The sequence below is a fragment of the Bacillus cereus group sp. BceL062 genome, assembly GCF_051780025.1.
GTDB classification, from domain to species: domain Bacteria; phylum Bacillota; class Bacilli; order Bacillales; family Bacillaceae_G; genus Bacillus_A; species Bacillus_A toyonensis.
The window spans coordinates 221,286-237,360 of record NZ_JBPWGY010000008.1 but is presented as its reverse complement, the minus strand read 5'-3'; the positions used below and the strand labels follow the sequence as shown (position 1 = coordinate 237,360).

Here is a 16,075-nt window from a genome sequence, read left to right as displayed (position 1 = left end):
CCTTTATCATTAAAAATCTTGCTTTATATCAATCTATTACATGTAAGTAAACTTACTATTATTTATATAAATATTTAACTCAAATCCTATATCTTGCAAAAGATCTTTGATAAGTTCATAAAAATCATTTCCATACTCACTACATTCACACTGAGTAAAGACTTGGATTACAGGCCTAATTCCCGTCTCTACTGCTGGATTTTTCCGATTAACCTTTTCCACGTATGCTCGACATTTATTTATCGCCTCATAGATGTGCAAAACATGCGCTTCTTCATCTTTCCAATCCAGCGTATCGACAATCGAAAGAAATAGTGTATTTTGATTATTTATTGCTTCATAACCATTTACATTCATATACTTCTTACACCCTTTTTTATTTTTCATTGCATGCAGATGTCACTGCACTTCGCATATTCAAGTACATCTTTTAATGATTGATGAAATTGAATTTCTGGGATCCAACCTAACTTTTTTATATCCTCTATTACTAAGCTCTCATTTGAGCTGCTTCCACTATTCTCTGTTTCTTTTATAGTAAAATGGAGCTGTGTTAATCTTTTATATTGTTCTAGTACATCTAATAAAGATCGTCTCACTCCTGATCCAATATTATATTGTTTCCCATTTATACCATTACGTAATAACACATGATACGCTTTAACCGCATCACGTACATCTAGAAAATCCCTACTATCTTTCAAACTGTTTACTTCAATAATCGCTTTACTTCTATCCGATTCTATATCTATCATTTTTTTTGCGAGAATCGAACAAATGCCATTCGATTCTCCTGGACCAATTAAGTTTGAGGGCTTTGCAATGATAATATTTGAATCCATTAATCCGCCCCAAGCCTCTGCAATAATGACTTGCATCGTTTTACTTAAACTATATGGATTTGAAACTTTTATGTTATTCATACTATCTGCTTGCAATGCAGATCCTATAACTAATGTTTTACAATGCGAAGCTTCCTGCTTAATCGCTTCTAATAAATACAAAGTCCCTATTACATTAATCTCCATGTATTCAAGAGAAGCTGTCCAAGACTCTATAACTGAATTTCTTCCTGCTAAATGCAATACATAGTCTGGTTTTATTTGTTTCATTACCTTCATTACTTCGCTCTTATTAGTTAAATCACAAGTAATACTATTTCCGATGTTTTCTCTATGTGGACGTTTTTGAAACATAGGAATTACATGAAAGCCCTGCTCTAAAAAATATTGGCAAGCATGTCGACCTGTGAAACCATTTGCACCAGTTATTAAAAGGCTTGCATTTTTTTTCATCGTAGAAATCCTCCTTTTAATAGCATTTGTTTCACCTCATCTTTTGCAAGTAAGTCTTGTTGAGAACTAAAACTCTTCACATCCACAAGCGGATAACTAGCATAATATTCTTGAAGTCCCTCTATAGGAATAGTCGGTAGTACCACAAAATAATTTTGATCAAAACTTATACTTGTTTTACTCTCTACTTCAGATAAAAGCATTTCACTTAATTTTTCACCTGGCCTTATCCCTACTTCTTTTATCTTCACGTATTCTTTTTTCGAATCTTCCATCAACACCTTTGCTAAATCTGTAATTTTACATGCCGGCATTTTCATGACAAAGATTTCCCCTCCTCTTCCGTCAAATGCTGCTTTAAATAACAACCGAACAGCATCTTCAATCGTTAAGAAAAATCTAGTCATATTTACATCGGTAATTCCTATTTGTGAAGACTTCTTAATTTGCTTTTTAAAAAGCGGCACTACACTTCCGCTCGTCCCTAAAACATTTCCACCACGAACACAAATGAATTTTGTTTTCTTCGTTTGCACATTCGCATGAACCATTAATTTTTCACCAATTGCTTTTGTCATCCCATACGTATTTGATGGATCCGCTGCTTTATCTGTTGAAACATATATAACTTTCTCAACTTGCATCTGGATAGATGCTTCAATTACATTTTGCGTACCATGTATATTTGTTTTTATAGCTTCATAAGGATAATACTCACATACTGGAACATGTTTTAAAGCTGCAAGATGGAATACATAATGTACATCTTGGCAAGCATAGACGAGTTGGTCTTTATCACGAATATCTCCAATGATAAATTTTAATCTAGTTTCATTTATAAACTGTTGCTGCATTTCAAACTGAACCGTTTCATTTCTTGAAAAAACTCTAATTTCTTTCGGTGATTTTTCTAATAATTGTTTTATAAGTTCATGTCCCCACGAACCTGTACCACCAGTAATTAAAATTATTTTATTAAGCATTCCTTTTCCTCCTGCTGTACATTTCATAAAAATTGTATTTATTAAAAGCGATTGAATTATTTTCAATTGATTCAAATCATAATTGTCGTTTGTTACATTAAATTGACAAAATAAAAAAACAGAAACTATTAAACATAGTTTCTGTTTTTCATTTCGCTTCATAACGGTAAGATTTTTTATACTATTTGCATGATAAATAAATTCCTTGTAAAAAACACCGCTCATTTATTTCTTATACTCGTAATAAAATAAAGTGAAACTTTATTTAGTGGGGGGGCATCCCCCACTGATTATCAGCCCTCACCAATCGGACTTTTACGGGCAGCCCGACCTCCACTGAACTTCTTTGCTTCCGCTGAATTTTGAGGTGGGGATCTTACTGCCCGGCAAATAGCGGGATAAATAGAATGATTCATAGCCAATAATCACGTTTAAACTTATGAAAAAGGGAGGTAACGGAATGGACCGAAGCAATTCAAATCATACATATAACGGACCTTCCAAAGCACTGCCTCTCTCCCTATTTGATGTAAAAAATGAATTGAAACAAAAAAGCAAACTCATTCATTCTGACACCATGTATACATTAACGAAAGAAGAGCAATTCATCATCAACAATATAAAAATACAGACAGAACAACTAAATAAAAATAATGTTACGAGAACACGCGCATACTACCAATTTTACATTCGATTTCCAGAAATACATTGGGCACTACTTGGGCATATGGTATCACGTAATGGCGGTTGGAATATGACTGATTTAAAGGGCGATTTATATACGAAACTTTTATCAGAGAAAGATCAAATTACATTTTTTTCTTTTTTAGAAAGAGGGAATTGGCTCATTTTTCAAGATGTATATCCTCAATTTTTACTTTATGAACAAAGTGTTAAAAAAGCAAAAAAGCTATTTCATCTTCTCCCTCACCTAAATGTTTCTACATTTATGGAAACGATGTGGAACGATTTTTGGAAAACTGGGAACAAAAAAACATTAGCAATCGCAACTATTATTAATGAGCAAAACTACTTAGAAAAAAGAGTGATTCAAAATGCACACTTTCAAAAGACCGTACTCAATAGTATCGGATTTAAACTCTTTGATTTCTTTCAGTTTAATCATATCCTTTTCCCTTTCTACGAAAATAATACAAATCAAAAAACTTTATTAATTGGCGATACAATGAAACATTTTACTTCCTTGCATGAACGAATCTTAATTGGAAAAAGGTTGTATTCATTATTATTTCGAGATACACATATTTTATCTCAAATCATATATTGGGCCGAGCATCATCCACATACAGGCTCAAGGAAAGATTACTGGCCTCATTTATTTTCAAGTGTAAATGAATCTTTTTCCCGTGAGTTTTATAAACGCCGAATAAAGAAATGCCAGTTGCGTAGTGGCGCATATCGTATATACAGCCCTGCACTCATCTATGCATGGCGAGATATGAAGCATGAAGAAGTTGAAAGTGAAGATTGGTTTACGGACTGGCAAGTTGTAAATTACTTAGTGGATAAGGAGGAAAATATGAATGGAAAAATTACAGAAGACTACTGCAAAACACTCGAAAAAATTGAACTGGCAATTCTCGCAAAGAAAAATGTCCTCCTTCGAGAAGAAGAATAATTTTCTAGCATTAGCAGTTACAATCTTACTCTCTTCAATTATCGGAACTTGCTTAGATGCTTTCTTTGTCCATAAGCACATATACTTCTTTCCAGTTAGGCCCTTCCCATCCATATTTTCAGTTAACGTCGGCTTTACGTTGTTTGTACTACCGATTTCAACAATTATTTTCATACAAATTTCAAAAACATTATCTGCCGTTTCTAGAACTATATTTATTATTTCCATAGGTATTTGTGCTAGCATTTTTGAACAAGTTGCGGAAGGTTTAGGTTTATTTATTCATAGTGCAAATTGGAACCATGCATATTCTTTATTTGGTTATATGGTGTTCCTTTCTTTTATTTGGAAAGTATATAATTGGATACAAAAATAAAGAGACCATTATAGGTCTCTTCTTAAGCATACTCTTCAGTTACTGCTAATGGTGCAAGAGTTTGAAGACTTTTAGAACGTAAACGATAGGCAACGAATTTCTTCTTATATTGCCTTATTACATCAACATGTTCTTCATAACTATATATCGATAACGTAATTATTCTTTTTCCTTTTTTCGTTTCAATGATTATCGGCGTCCCTTCACCGTGTGGCGGAAAATAATGTTTATCTAAAAATAAAGCCTCGTTAAAATCATTTATAACTTGCAGTTTCATTTCGCCCTCTATATTCTTTCCATCTAGCGATACAGTCGTATGTTCTTCATCAAGTTTTTGATGTAATTCAAATCTACTAATAATGGATTCTACAACAGAAGTTGGCATACTAGAAACTAGTACTTTAATGGCACCAAAAATAAATAATGTAACTATAAACCATGTTGTCACTTTTATCATCTCCATACATTTTAAAATAAGTAGTATTATACTTCTTATTACAACTTTTAAAATATAAATTTCGTTCCATAAGGTATTAATATACTAATGAGTAGTCCTGTTACAATCATCGTTACTGAACCGATAGTCGCTTCTTTCTCGCTTTCCTTCACGAGTCGACTCACACCGATAATATGTGATGCGCAGCCCATCCCCACTCCTTTTCCAATCGTACTTGTTATACGGAAAAACTTAAGTACTGTTGGTCCGATAATAGCACCTGTTATTCCTGCAACAACTACAAAACTAGAAGTCATAGTTGGAATACCACCAATTTGATCCGCTACTGAAATGGCAATTGGCATTGTCGCTAATTGCGGAAGAGTTGTTAGTATAACTTCCTTATCTATATTCAAAATCCCACCAATCACTACATTCATACTCGTTAAAGTCACTATACCTATCAATACGCCAGTAAGTATCGATAAAAAGTTTTTCATAAGTATCTTTCGTTCTTTAAATAGAGGTATGGCTAACGCTACAATTGCAGGGCTCAAAAAGCCTGAAAGAACGTCCCCACCATTTCCCTTATACTCATGATGAGAAATGCCCAACATCAGAAATAAGCAAATCATAATTGCTGTAACTGTTAATACTGGTAACATAAATGGAAACGTATATTTTTTATACAGCTTTGTCGCAAATAAATATATGACTACAGTAATAATTATTAAGACCATTTGAATCGTGCACCTTGTCGATTTTATTTTTTGGATGTTACTAATAATTGACTTACATACCCTGAAACAATCAATGTTACTACCGTACTTGCAACAACTAAAAGGAATATAATACTTCCCTTACTTAAAAGAAAAGATCCATATTCCATTAATCCTGTTGTCGAAGGGATTAGAAATAACGGTAAAAATACGATTAACTTTTCTGCCCCTAACTCAAACCACTTTAATGGTAAAATACGAGTAGAAAGGAGTAGGAACAGCATTAACATCCCTATTAAACTTCCTGGCATCGATAGATGGAATATTCCCTGAATCCACGTACCAGCTAAGCTAAACACATATATCACGCCTACTTGAAGTAAAAGCGTCACGTACTTCATTTCTTCCCCTCATTCCAATATTACGTATCACTATTATGAAATCTCGTTTAACGTTTCCCCAAACCTCGTAATTCCAAGTTGGATTTGTTCTACATTTACTCTCCCAAAAGTAAAACGTATATATTCACTTTTAGAACCTAAAACACTTCCAGGGACAAACGCTACACCATTCCGTATAGATTCACCTAATAAATGATATTCATCAAACGTTCCTTGCACTTTGCACCATACATGTATTCCACCCTCTGGAACAAAAAATTCAACTCGGTCCCCTAATATTTCATCAAGCTTTCTAATTAACTCATCTCTTCTTTGTTTCAATTGTCCACGAAGCATTGTAATATGCGTATGAAAATCTTCTGATTCTAAAAATTGATTTGCTACCCACTGCGTAAATACACTATGACCAAAATCAACTTGTTGCTTCGCATCTGCTAAACGTTCTATTACGCGCGTAGGACCAATTACCCAGCCAATACGTAATCCTGACGCAACAATTTTTGATAATGAACTTATATAAAGAACATTCCCATTCTGATCCATTGATTTTAATGTTGGATTCACTTCTCCATTAAAAGAAGTTAAACTATATGGATCATCCTCTACAATCGGTATACCGAATTCAGAAGACAGTTCTAAAATCTTTTTACGTCTCGCTAATGAAAGTACAGTGCCCGTTGGATTTTGATAATCTGGATTCAAAAACACCATACGAATACGATGCTTTTTGTGCAAATCGATTAAGTCATCTGGATTCATTCCATGCTCATCAACAGGTAAATGGAATATATTTAAACCGGCCGATTTAAACATGGGAAGCGAGAAACAATACGAAGGATCTTCAATTGCAATGGCATCGCCCGGTTTTAATAAGCATTGAACGATAAGATTAAGTGCCTGTTGTGCTCCAGATGTAATCAGAATCGAGCTTGATTCTGATTCAATTTGTTTGTATTGCTGAACATGTACTGCAATTGTTTTTCTCAACATCTCATTTCCAAGTGGATGGTCATAACCGAGGTTTTCCATAAATGTTTTCTCCGACAAAATCGTTCGAAATCTATCGCTCGGAATTAATTCTGGTGACAATTCTCCACTCGCTAAATTAATTAAGTCATCTTTTTGTGTTTCCGTTCGAATTTGTTGAACAAGTGGTACGTTAGGTAAGAACGATCCATCCTCAACGTACCTCCCCCAGTTCGGTATTCGTTTATGTGACACACCCCATATGTCTGTATTCACCCGAGTTCCGCTTCCTTTTTGCCGTTCTACTACTCCAAGTGATTTTAACTCTTCATATGCAGCTACTATTGTGCTCCGGTTCACTTGTAATTCCTTTGCTAGCATACGCTCAGAAGGTAACTTGCTATCAGAAGGAAATTCACCTGAAGAAATACCTCTTTCAATATAATCAGCAATTTGTTTATATACGGGTGTCTTATCTGCACGATTTAGTTTCCATTCCATCTAGTTCCCTCCTCTCAAAACGAACTATACTTTACTCATTAATAACAGTATTTACTGTAACAATCGTATTAATTAAGCGCATGATTTAAAAATGTTTCTACCGTCATATTAAAGCTAGTTGGCTGCTCTAAATAAGGTAAATGTCCACTATTTTCAAAATCAATGAAAGTCGTATTTTTTAAATGTATTTCAAACTCTCTTACATATTTCTCAGGGACAAAATCATCATTTCCCCCTCTTATTATTAAAACAGGACATGAAATATTTGCAAGAAACGGTCTCTGATCATAATCAACTAATTTAGCAAATAATCTTTGAATATGCAATGGGTTAATAGACTGTAAAGATTGATAAAATCCCCGGACAATCCCTTCATTATCTGCTACTCCCATCGCCTTCAATAATGTATCCGCCCATGTTTTTCCGTTATCCTGTAAGCTAAGTAAATCATATACTTCAAGTCGCTCTTTACGATCCTTTCGTTCCAAATAAGGAAATGCATTTACAACAATTAAGCTAGAAACAAAGCTTGGATATTGTATAGCAAAATCAATTCCTACTCTAGCCCCTTTTGAAAGACCACAAATGACTACTTTTTGTAGCTTTAAATAATTGCATAACTCATACAAAACATTTGTGTATTCTTTAAAGCTAATTTCTAGTCCTTCAGATTTCCCTTGCCCAGGTAAATCTATTGAAATCACTGTCCAATTCCCCTTGAAATATCGCCTTTGATATAACCAATTATTTGCGTTTCCTCCAAGACCGTGTAAAAACAATATGACGGGACCCGATCCTTCTATATTATAAAAAACCTTTCGATTCTTATATTCAAAATACATATTCATCACCTTCAGCTATAGCATCACTTATTTTTATCTTTGAACGGGTATATCCAAAACGGTTCTCTCTCTAACCACTCGACTGTTTCCGGAACACCATCTTCATACTCTCTTTTCAGTTCCGCTACCTTAGTCGCAAATTGTGATGCATGTGCTTGCAATGCGTCCAACTTTTTTGGAACATATTCTTTTACCCCATTTTTAAAACTTGGTGGCCCTATTTCTGCTTCATGATTATTTGAAAAAGCTACAGCATAAAATCTTGGCCTCTTATTTTCCGGAATATTAGCTAACGCCCTGGCTACTGCTTCTCCTGTTGCATTATGATCTGGATGAACTGCATATCCCGGATAAAAAGAAATGACTAACGAAGGATTCAATTCTTCCACACAATTTTGTATTACACTTCTTAATTCTCCAGGAGTTTCAAATTCAAGCGTCTTATCACGATATCCCATCATACGTAAATCTTTAATCCCTAAAATATTAGTTGCGCTCTTTAATTCTTTCTCTCTTATAGCATATAATGATTCACGTGTTGCAAAAGGAGGATTTCCCATCGCTCTCCCCATTTCGCCAAGCGTTAAACAAACATACGTAAGAGGAACATTCTGCTGAGCATAAGCTAAAATTGTTCCAGCCACGCAATATGATTCATCATCTGGATGCGGAAAAACAATTAAAACGTGGCGCTCATTTTTTATCAAAGTGCTACTCCTCCATCATACACAATATGAATGTGTTCCTTTAAAAAGTTATTAAATCACTACCGCATACCACGTTACCCCAACAAGTAGAACGAAAAGAAGGATAATATAGATAGTCGATAAGTTTTTCACATTTCTCTTTGTAGACTTGCCGTAATTCTCCTCCACATTTCGTGCAACTAGTACGGTCCCAAACAGCGATACAATTATAATAATAACTACTAGTAAAATTGCAAAACTCATTGTATTTTCACCTCTCTAAGGCTAGTCTATTTTAATTAAGAACTTCAATAAAAAACTTCCTCTTTAAAGCATCAATAAAATACTACCTTTCTTCTCTTATCATAATGGATGTTTGTAAAAAACGGACCAACCACTTTTATGTTTTTTTGCTCATCCACTTCAAAATAAAAAGCAACTAATCGTTAAGATCAGTTGCTTTTTCACAAGGTTATTTGTATTCATTTTTCACTTAAAATTAATCCGATTTAAAAGCTTCGTCTTTTCATAATGAAACATTGATTGCGATAGCTCGAAAATTGTTCCATTTACAAGATAAACGGTATTCTCAATAAGAAGCGCTGGATCACCTTCATTTAGTTCTAAAAGCTGTGCATTTTCTTTATTTACTTTTTCACAACTAATAACTTTATCGGCAAAGCCAATATTTAATCGTAAATCTTCAATGAAATAACTATATACAGAACTTAACGCTATCTCTTCATTCAAATACGGAATGATATCTTTTTTAAAATAACTTACTTCAATAGAGAATGGTTTCCCATCTATAATTCTTAAGCGCTTCAAAAAATATAACCTATTTCCAATTTCACATTGCATCCGCTTTGCTATCTCTTCGTCCGCATCTATTACTTCCAGCTCTAACACTTGCGTTTCAATATTTTGCGAAACGAGGTTTTTCGTTAATCCACGTAAACTTCCTAAATTAATGTAATCTGTTACAGAAGTTTCGCGTAAAAACATCCCACTACCTTGCACTTGAAAAATATAGCCTCTATTCACAAGTTGACTAATTACTTTTCGTATCGTATTACGGCTTACTTCAAATCGATTCATCAATGCCTCTTCTGTAGGCAATTTTTTTGTTTCAGTAAAAAGCCCATCTCGAATGTTTTGCTCTAACACATCTGCAATTTGTTTATACTTTGCACTCATACACTTTCTCCTAAAATACTCTTTTATCTGTTAAAACTCTTCTCCTCTCGTTTCAATCACATTTTTATACCAATGAAACGAAAGTTTCTTCTTACGTTTTAAGTTATCATTATGATCGACAAAAATAAAGCCATATTGCTTTTTATACCCATTTAGCCAGCTTAACAAATCGATAACAGACCATGCATAATAACCTTTTAAATTGATTCCCTCTTGAATTGCACGCTTCATTACTTTTAAATGCTCTTCAATAAATTTAATTCTCGGAACATCTACAATTTCTCCGTCAATGATTGGATCTTCATCACCAAGTCCATTTTCCGTTACATACATCTTTATGTCACCGTAACGTGCTTTCAACATATGCAATCCGTCTAAGAAACCTTTGGGAGATATTTCCCATCCCCATTTTGTATATGTTTTATCTTCCATTTTAACCGTTCGATAAAAACCATCAAAAGAAGGATTACCTGGAGCAAGTGTTGAGTTTTCTCGAGAGTGTTCTTCATTCTTTAAATCTACATCGTATCTTTCCACTCGTATCGGTTGATAATAATTCAAGCCAATAAAATCATTTTTCCCAGCATTTTGTTTAATGATTTCTAATTCTTCAACCGTCCAATTAGGAGTCCATCCTTTTCCCTTTAATTGTTGTACAACATAAGACGGATACTCGCCTTTTAAAACTGGGTCATAGTACCAATACGTTTCATATTCATTCGCATGATTTGCTGCCAGTATATTTTCTTTTTGATCGTCCACACTATAGGCAGGCAAGAAAACATGCGTGATACCAATCTCTCCATATTGTTTCAACTGCTTGTACACTGCAACTGTTTTTGCATGTGCATAAAATACATAATGAGTCGCTTGAAAATACTTTGGAACATCATTTTGTATTCCTGGTGGATGTGCACCTTTTAAGTACCCTAATCCACAAAACATCACTGTCTCATTAAAAGTAATCCAATGTTTCACTCTATCACCAAAGGCCTTAAAACAAATCTCTGCGTACTTTACAAAAGCTTCTGCTGTTCTTTTATTCGTCCATCCACCGTCCTTTTCTAAAGATAACGGTAAATCCCAATGATATAAAGTGACAAACGGTACAATCCCGTATTTTAAACATTCATCAATTAAGTTGTTATAAAATTCTATTCCTTTTTTATTTACCTCTCCATCTCCAGTCGGCAATATTCTCGCCCAAGAAATAGAAAAACGATACGATTCTAATCCCATCTCAGCCATTAAACGAACATCTTCCTTATATCGATGATAATGATCAACAGCTACATCACCATTTGTTCCATTGTATGTTTTGCCAGGGATTTTTGAAAACTCATCCCAATTCGTAACACCTTTTCCATCTTCATTCCATGCACCTTCTACTTGATAAGAAGCTGAAGCAGCCCCAAATAAGAAATCATGTGGAAACTTCATATTATATACCTCCGTTTCATTACAATAATTTAAATTCATTACTACATATAAAATTTATAGGTACAAATTTTATGTGTGTAATTATAGCTTAAGTTTCAATTTTTTTCTATCATGAACGTATGATATATAAACCTATATTTAATGTTAATTATTAGAAAACAAAAAAGAAGCGACGTATTTCATCGCTTCCTACTCTCATCAGCTTTACTCTTTTACAAGTGACTTATTCGCTCTTATCACTTCTTGATAAAGTAATGGTGACCATTTTTCATTTATATAATCTTGCATTATCCAGCCCACTCTTGAAGGATTCTTTTGCTTCATATAATTTGCAATTTCAGGATTTATGTAGGACGCATAATAATATGGACTATTCCATGCTGTACCACCAGAAGACAAGCTTGTAAAATTTATATATAGATGATTAACATCTTCACTATTGTTAATCGTTTCATTTATTGTATCTTTAATAGCGTTTACTTTCTCATCATAACTCACTTTATATTTATCTTGTACTGTTACATTTACATTTTGATTTATAGTTGAGGTAAACGTCTCATTGTCTGGCCAATAGAAATTATTATATCCCCCAGAATCATTACTACCACTATATCTTTTTAGTAATACAATTTTCCCACGAGCATCTCCAAGCTTTATATTTCCTTCCGTTTTTAAAAAGATTGGATCACGAAAATAATTTTTCTCAAACGTACTACTAAATGAGGTTTCCGCCCCTTTCATATCCTCATACTCTTTTTTTAAAGACATAATAATCGTTTCACTTGGATTATCTTTTAAAAATTGTTTCGCTTCGTTTATAAATTCATGCAGTGTTACATAAAGATATAATGGCCCATGATGAAGAACTATCGTATTATCATCTGTTAAACGCCCTCTTATATCAAAAATTCTAGCTCCGTGATCCATTTGATAACGAAAATCATATTCTTGTGTCATTCCCCATACTTGCTTTATCGGATTTTGCAACTTGAACGTTCCACTATCATGTGTTCCTGGAATTGAAATTCGTGCTAACGGTATGTCATCATTTATAGGTTTCATCCATCTAGACCAATTTTCAAGCTCATTAATAGAGCTAGCTGCAACGGTTTTCTTATCATTGAAAGCAAATACAAAAGTGCTAAGTACCATACTACATATGAATAACTTCAAAATAAACTTCTTATTGTTCATTACTATTCCTCCTTTTTCTGTTTTACATCAAACTTATTGAATATAATATAATCTAGTGAGTAAAAAATAAATAATATTTCATAAATATGAAATATTGCATAGAAGTAACGTGAAACTTTAATTAGGAGGGTATCCCCCTCTAATTATTAGTTGAACCAATCGGACGAATACGAGGCGGAAGTCTTACTGCCGACAAATTGTGGGATAAAGTAAAAAAACATTCACATATCCTGCATTAGAAAAGTTTAAAGGAACTTCATCTGAAGTTCCTTTCGATTATTTTATATTCAATACATATGAACCATCTTTATTCTCATACTTATAAACATATAAATAATATTTACCTGACTTTGCATTATAGGTTCCTTTAACTACATTTCCTTCATTTTCTCCATATGCTACATAGTTATTTACATCCGATTCATGATGAAGTACCCATGTCATTCCAATATTTTTTTCATTTAGTAGAGAGATATTAATAGTTTCTGGCGAGTCAATTTGGAAAGTAAATACATCTACGTTATCACGATTATGTAGTGTCCCTTTCATTGGTGTATGAAAGTTAATTTTATTTGCCTGTCTAGGTTCATTATTTGGTTCATTTTCTGTTACTTGTAACTCATTCCCACCGTTTGACTCTCTTCGTTCATACCCTAAATTTACTAGAATAGACTTCAAATCAGGTAAAACACCAATTTTATCTGAATATGGATCTTTAGACTTCGTTCCAGTGTTATGGTTACTTAATATCGTTCTCAATTCACTTGGTCTATATGGTTGTCCTACATTTTCTTTAGCAATACTTTGTACTAAAGTCGCTGCTCCAGCAATAATAGGCGAGGCACTAGACGTGCCACTAAAGCTGGATGTATAAAGATTTACAGCACTTCTACTTTGCTCAGCTGTAGTTGTATCTACGTTTTCTCCCCAGCCGTACACATCAATACGGCTTCCATAATTCGAAAACCACATACGTTCATGAGGGAAAGATGAAGAGCCCGCTCCTACCATAATTGCACCCGAATCTTTAAAATCTTTACTATTACGATTTAAAACTTGTTTACCATTTCTATCTTTAAATTGATCTAAATCATTCCAACCATTTGCTCCAGCCTCTATAATTACAACACCCTTATCTGTACCCGCACGAATTGCATCAAAGATATCTGGTTGTACTTCAACAGGTAAATATTTATCACCATATCCATCAAAAGAAGCTTGTGCCTCTAATAATAAAACATCCCCAGCTTCTAAATGATTTACAGCACTTAATATTGCATCAGCTGTATTATACTGTCCGTTATCTCTTATTTGAGAAATCACTTTTGCTTTCGCTTTTGGTGCAATCCCAATATTCCCTACTTCATTATCTTCAGATGATACAATTCCTAGTACAGACGTCCCATGACCGACATGTTGATCTATATTTCTTCCAGACATCAATTCAATATTTTGATGTACTAAATCCTCATGATTTAATAACCAACCATATTCCATATCAACAAAGGTTACATCATTTCCATTACCGCCTTGAACTCCCCAGGCGAAAGGCGCATTAATACCGTATGGTGCTGCTTCAAGATAACCTTGTTTATTAAATCTAGGATTGTTATTAGGATTAAGAGATATACTTAATTGTTTCACTTCAGGCGGTATTATTTTTTCTTGTTTCTTCATATACACATCTTCTATTAAAGAAGATGTTTTTAACTTATCTACTAGTGTTTCTTCACGCCCATCATTTTTGGTTTGAAGAATATAGTAGTTTAATAAGCTTGTAGATACATTATTAGGTGCTTTCACTTCAAGGTTTTGTATTTCTTCCGGACTTACAGATGTGAATAGACGAGTAAATGTTACATCTGGATATTCTGCCAAAAAATCTTCTAATACTTTATCGTTCGTTTCAGATTGTATCTGTTTTTCAATACCATCTTCATATGGTAATTTCAAATCTGCACTGAATTTTACAATGATTTGTTTATCTGTTTCTTGTTCTATCCCTAATTTACTCTGCTGTTCTATAGAATCAGCAGTTACAATATTAACACTGTCCCCTATTCCTAAAAATGTTAAGACGATCACAGCTGAAACACCTACTCTTTGAAACATTTTCATTACATAAATCCTCCTAATTCATAACAATTAATAATCATTATATTAATCTATAATGATTATATTTCTATAACATATTACCTTTCTACTAAATAGATTATAGTAAGCAACAATATGAACTTCAATGTATTTTCATATGCAATATTTCATATTTGAATCCTATATGGATGTAAATAAAAAACTTATAATGATTATTTATTTTATATGTGCTAATATACTTACATTAAAATATTTATATTTCCATATTCTGAATTACATTATGCAACAGTTATACCTTACTTTTTTAGGAGGATTTACAATGAAATTATTAAAACTAAAACATATAATTCCTTTATCTGCAGTAGCACTTACATTCGTATGTAATCAAAGTACAGCTGAAGCTTCCACCATTCATACAGTAAAAAAGAATGATACACTTTGGGGCATTAGTAAACAATATGGAGTTTCCATCCAAGCCATTAAACAAGCGAATAATAAAGGAAACGATCAAGCTTTTATTGGAGAACAGTTACATATTCCAGGATCTATGAAATCAAATGTGGTTACAGTTCATCAAAACGAAAAAACTACGAACACTTCTGGACAAATTATTTACCAAGTACAACCGGGAGATTCATTAGAAACGATAGCAAAGCGCTACAACGTAACCGTTCAATCTATAAAACAAATTAACAACACAATCGGTAACAAGCTTTATACAGGGCAACATTTGAAAATTAATTTCAGTATTTCCGAAAAAGAAAAAGACTTAATGGCACGCTTAGTTACCGCTGAAGCAGGTGGCGAATCCTATAAAGGAAAAGTAGCTGTAGCAAAAGTTATCCTAAATCGAGTAAATGCAAAAGGGTTTCCAAATACAATAACAGGCGTTATTTATGAACCTATTAAATACGGATATGCATTTACTCCTGTTACAGATGGAAGAATTAATCAGCCTGCAAGCGCTGAAGCAAAAATGGCTGTAGAAGAGGCTATCTCCACAAAGGGAATACATTCTGATTGGCTTTATTTCTACAACCCAAAAACATCAACAGACAAATGGATTACGACACGTCAAACAGTAGCAGTAATTGGTAACCATGTGTTTGCTAAATAAGATTTAAAATCATTAACAGACCTCCTCACTTAAAAGGTCTGTTTTTTTATATGTAAGATGTTATTAAGCATATGACATAGTGATTTTTTAAACTATTTCTTCTTTCAAATAAAAATTTTTGTATTTACTCCACCACTCGGAGAAATTAATAAAGCATCAAGTTCAAAAACTCCCACTTTATTAATAAAA

General features: G+C 33.4%; 17 protein-coding genes. 3 read left to right on the top strand and 14 right to left on the bottom strand.

Annotated features, from left to right (window positions below; genetic code table 11):
* Positions 1 to 36: 36 nt before the first annotated feature.
* The 3 genes from ACS2MN_RS19820 to ACS2MN_RS19810 are packed head-to-tail and all read right to left on the bottom strand — an operon-like array spanning position 37 to position 2,278.
* A complete protein-coding gene (locus tag ACS2MN_RS19820; RefSeq protein ID WP_002093408.1) occupies positions 37 to 387 on the bottom strand; it encodes a DUF6572 domain-containing protein in 351 nt (116 codons plus the stop codon).
* A complete protein-coding gene (locus ACS2MN_RS19815) occupies positions 384 to 1,295 on the bottom strand; it encodes an NAD-dependent epimerase/dehydratase family protein (RefSeq protein WP_000739087.1) in 912 nt (303 codons plus the stop codon). Before ACS2MN_RS19815 ends, ACS2MN_RS19820 begins: the two co-directional genes overlap by 4 nt.
* On the bottom strand, positions 1,292 to 2,278 hold the full coding sequence (locus ACS2MN_RS19810; RefSeq protein ID WP_000932616.1) for a UDP-N-acetylglucosamine 4,6-dehydratase family protein: 987 nt from the start codon (positions 2,276 to 2,278) through the stop codon (positions 1,292 to 1,294). Before ACS2MN_RS19810 ends, ACS2MN_RS19815 begins: the two co-directional genes overlap by 4 nt.
* Positions 2,279 to 2,738: 460 nt before the next feature.
* Here ACS2MN_RS19810 and ACS2MN_RS19805 point away from each other — a divergent pair, with 460 nt between their 5' ends.
* Both ACS2MN_RS19805 and ACS2MN_RS19800 read left to right on the top strand, forming a co-directional pair.
* A complete protein-coding gene (locus ACS2MN_RS19805; protein WP_088055197.1) occupies positions 2,739 to 3,917 on the top strand; it encodes a DUF2515 domain-containing protein in 1,179 nt (392 codons plus the stop codon).
* On the top strand, positions 3,892 to 4,293 hold the full coding sequence (locus tag ACS2MN_RS19800) for a CBO0543 family protein (RefSeq protein ID WP_140154184.1): 402 nt from the start codon (positions 3,892 to 3,894) through the stop codon (positions 4,291 to 4,293). Before ACS2MN_RS19805 ends, ACS2MN_RS19800 begins: the two co-directional genes overlap by 26 nt.
* Positions 4,294 to 4,315: 22 nt before the next feature.
* On the opposite strand, the gene ACS2MN_RS19795 is transcribed toward ACS2MN_RS19800, so the two are convergent.
* The 11 genes from ACS2MN_RS19795 to ACS2MN_RS19745 all read right to left on the bottom strand — a co-directional run bounded on the left by ACS2MN_RS19795 (position 4,316) and on the right by ACS2MN_RS19745 (position 14,793).
* Positions 4,316 to 4,741 (bottom strand): YfmQ family protein, encoded by a 426-nt coding sequence (locus tag ACS2MN_RS19795; protein WP_088055198.1) that lies wholly within the window; start codon positions 4,739 to 4,741, stop codon positions 4,316 to 4,318.
* A 56-nt stretch (positions 4,742 to 4,797) separates the two neighbouring features.
* Positions 4,798 to 5,469, bottom strand: coding sequence for an LrgB family protein (locus tag ACS2MN_RS19790; protein WP_088055199.1), 672 nt, complete (start codon positions 5,467 to 5,469; stop codon positions 4,798 to 4,800).
* Positions 5,470 to 5,492: 23 nt separating this feature from the next.
* On the bottom strand, positions 5,493 to 5,849 hold the full coding sequence (locus ACS2MN_RS19785) for a CidA/LrgA family holin-like protein (RefSeq protein WP_087950629.1): 357 nt from the start codon (positions 5,847 to 5,849) through the stop codon (positions 5,493 to 5,495).
* A 33-nt stretch (positions 5,850 to 5,882) separates the two neighbouring features.
* The gene (locus ACS2MN_RS19780; RefSeq protein ID WP_000454947.1) at positions 5,883 to 7,316 is read right to left on the bottom strand and encodes a PLP-dependent aminotransferase family protein; all 1,434 of its coding nucleotides are present in this window, start codon (positions 7,314 to 7,316) and stop codon (positions 5,883 to 5,885) included.
* Positions 7,317 to 7,384: 68 nt separating this feature from the next.
* Positions 7,385 to 8,158: an alpha/beta fold hydrolase gene (locus ACS2MN_RS19775; protein WP_346994984.1), complete on the bottom strand. Its 774-nt coding sequence runs from the start codon at positions 8,156 to 8,158 to the stop codon at positions 7,385 to 7,387.
* Positions 8,159 to 8,181: 23 nt separating this feature from the next.
* Entirely contained in the window at positions 8,182 to 8,862 is a 681-nt protein-coding gene (gene bshB2, locus ACS2MN_RS19770; protein WP_346994987.1) for a bacillithiol biosynthesis deacetylase BshB2, read from the bottom strand.
* Positions 8,863 to 8,916: 54 nt separating this feature from the next.
* Positions 8,917 to 9,108, bottom strand: a complete 192-nt coding sequence (locus tag ACS2MN_RS19765) for a hypothetical protein (protein WP_346994983.1) — start codon at positions 9,106 to 9,108, stop codon at positions 8,917 to 8,919.
* Between the two features lie 225 nt (positions 9,109 to 9,333).
* A complete protein-coding gene (locus ACS2MN_RS19760) occupies positions 9,334 to 10,041 on the bottom strand; it encodes a GntR family transcriptional regulator (RefSeq protein WP_001274920.1) in 708 nt (235 codons plus the stop codon).
* Between the two features lie 30 nt (positions 10,042 to 10,071).
* The gene (locus ACS2MN_RS19755; protein ID WP_000671625.1) at positions 10,072 to 11,481 is read right to left on the bottom strand and encodes a glycoside hydrolase family 1 protein; all 1,410 of its coding nucleotides are present in this window, start codon (positions 11,479 to 11,481) and stop codon (positions 10,072 to 10,074) included.
* Between the two features lie 204 nt (positions 11,482 to 11,685).
* Positions 11,686 to 12,675 carry a phosphatidylinositol-specific phospholipase C gene (locus ACS2MN_RS19750; RefSeq protein ID WP_346994982.1) on the bottom strand — a complete coding sequence of 330 codons (990 nt, stop codon included), beginning with the start codon at positions 12,673 to 12,675 and terminating at the stop codon, positions 11,686 to 11,688.
* A 276-nt stretch (positions 12,676 to 12,951) separates the two neighbouring features.
* Positions 12,952 to 14,793: a S8 family peptidase gene (locus ACS2MN_RS19745; protein ID WP_346994981.1), complete on the bottom strand. Its 1,842-nt coding sequence runs from the start codon at positions 14,791 to 14,793 to the stop codon at positions 12,952 to 12,954.
* Between the two features lie 295 nt (positions 14,794 to 15,088).
* On the opposite strand from ACS2MN_RS19745, the gene ACS2MN_RS19740 reads away from it, so the two are divergent.
* Entirely contained in the window at positions 15,089 to 15,886 is a 798-nt protein-coding gene (locus ACS2MN_RS19740) for a cell wall hydrolase (RefSeq protein ID WP_346994980.1), read from the top strand.
* Positions 15,887 to 16,075 lie beyond the last annotated feature (189 nt).

What these genes read in the sequence shown, in the direction of transcription:
- ACS2MN_RS19760 (WP_001274920.1), bottom strand. Translation starts at nt 10,041, where the DNA reads ATGAGTGCAAAGTATAAACAAATTGCAGATGTGTTAGAGCAAAACATT.
- ACS2MN_RS19745 (WP_346994981.1), bottom strand. Translation starts at nt 14,793, where the DNA reads ATGAAAATGTTTCAAAGAGTAGGTGTTTCAGCTGTGATCGTCTTAACA.
- ACS2MN_RS19815 (WP_000739087.1), bottom strand. Translation starts at nt 1,295, where the DNA reads ATGAAAAAAAATGCAAGCCTTTTAATAACTGGTGCAAATGGTTTCACA.
- ACS2MN_RS19785 (WP_087950629.1), bottom strand. Translation starts at nt 5,849, where the DNA reads ATGAAGTACGTGACGCTTTTACTTCAAGTAGGCGTGATATATGTGTTT.
- ACS2MN_RS19800 (WP_140154184.1), top strand. Translation starts at nt 3,892, where the DNA reads ATGTCCTCCTTCGAGAAGAAGAATAATTTTCTAGCATTAGCAGTTACA.
- ACS2MN_RS19780 (WP_000454947.1), bottom strand. Translation starts at nt 7,316, where the DNA reads ATGGAATGGAAACTAAATCGTGCAGATAAGACACCCGTATATAAACAA.
- ACS2MN_RS19750 (WP_346994982.1), bottom strand. Translation starts at nt 12,675, where the DNA reads ATGAACAATAAGAAGTTTATTTTGAAGTTATTCATATGTAGTATGGTA.
- ACS2MN_RS19820 (WP_002093408.1), bottom strand. Translation starts at nt 387, where the DNA reads ATGAAAAATAAAAAAGGGTGTAAGAAGTATATGAATGTAAATGGTTAT.
- ACS2MN_RS19765 (WP_346994983.1), bottom strand. Translation starts at nt 9,108, where the DNA reads ATGAGTTTTGCAATTTTACTAGTAGTTATTATTATAATTGTATCGCTG.
- ACS2MN_RS19775 (WP_346994984.1), bottom strand. Translation starts at nt 8,158, where the DNA reads ATGTATTTTGAATATAAGAATCGAAAGGTTTTTTATAATATAGAAGGA.
- ACS2MN_RS19755 (WP_000671625.1), bottom strand. Translation starts at nt 11,481, where the DNA reads ATGAAGTTTCCACATGATTTCTTATTTGGGGCTGCTTCAGCTTCTTAT.
- ACS2MN_RS19740 (WP_346994980.1), top strand. Translation starts at nt 15,089, where the DNA reads ATGAAATTATTAAAACTAAAACATATAATTCCTTTATCTGCAGTAGCA.
- ACS2MN_RS19790 (WP_088055199.1), bottom strand. Translation starts at nt 5,469, where the DNA reads ATGGTCTTAATAATTATTACTGTAGTCATATATTTATTTGCGACAAAG.
- ACS2MN_RS19805 (WP_088055197.1), top strand. Translation starts at nt 2,739, where the DNA reads ATGGACCGAAGCAATTCAAATCATACATATAACGGACCTTCCAAAGCA.
- ACS2MN_RS19810 (WP_000932616.1), bottom strand. Translation starts at nt 2,278, where the DNA reads ATGCTTAATAAAATAATTTTAATTACTGGTGGTACAGGTTCGTGGGGA.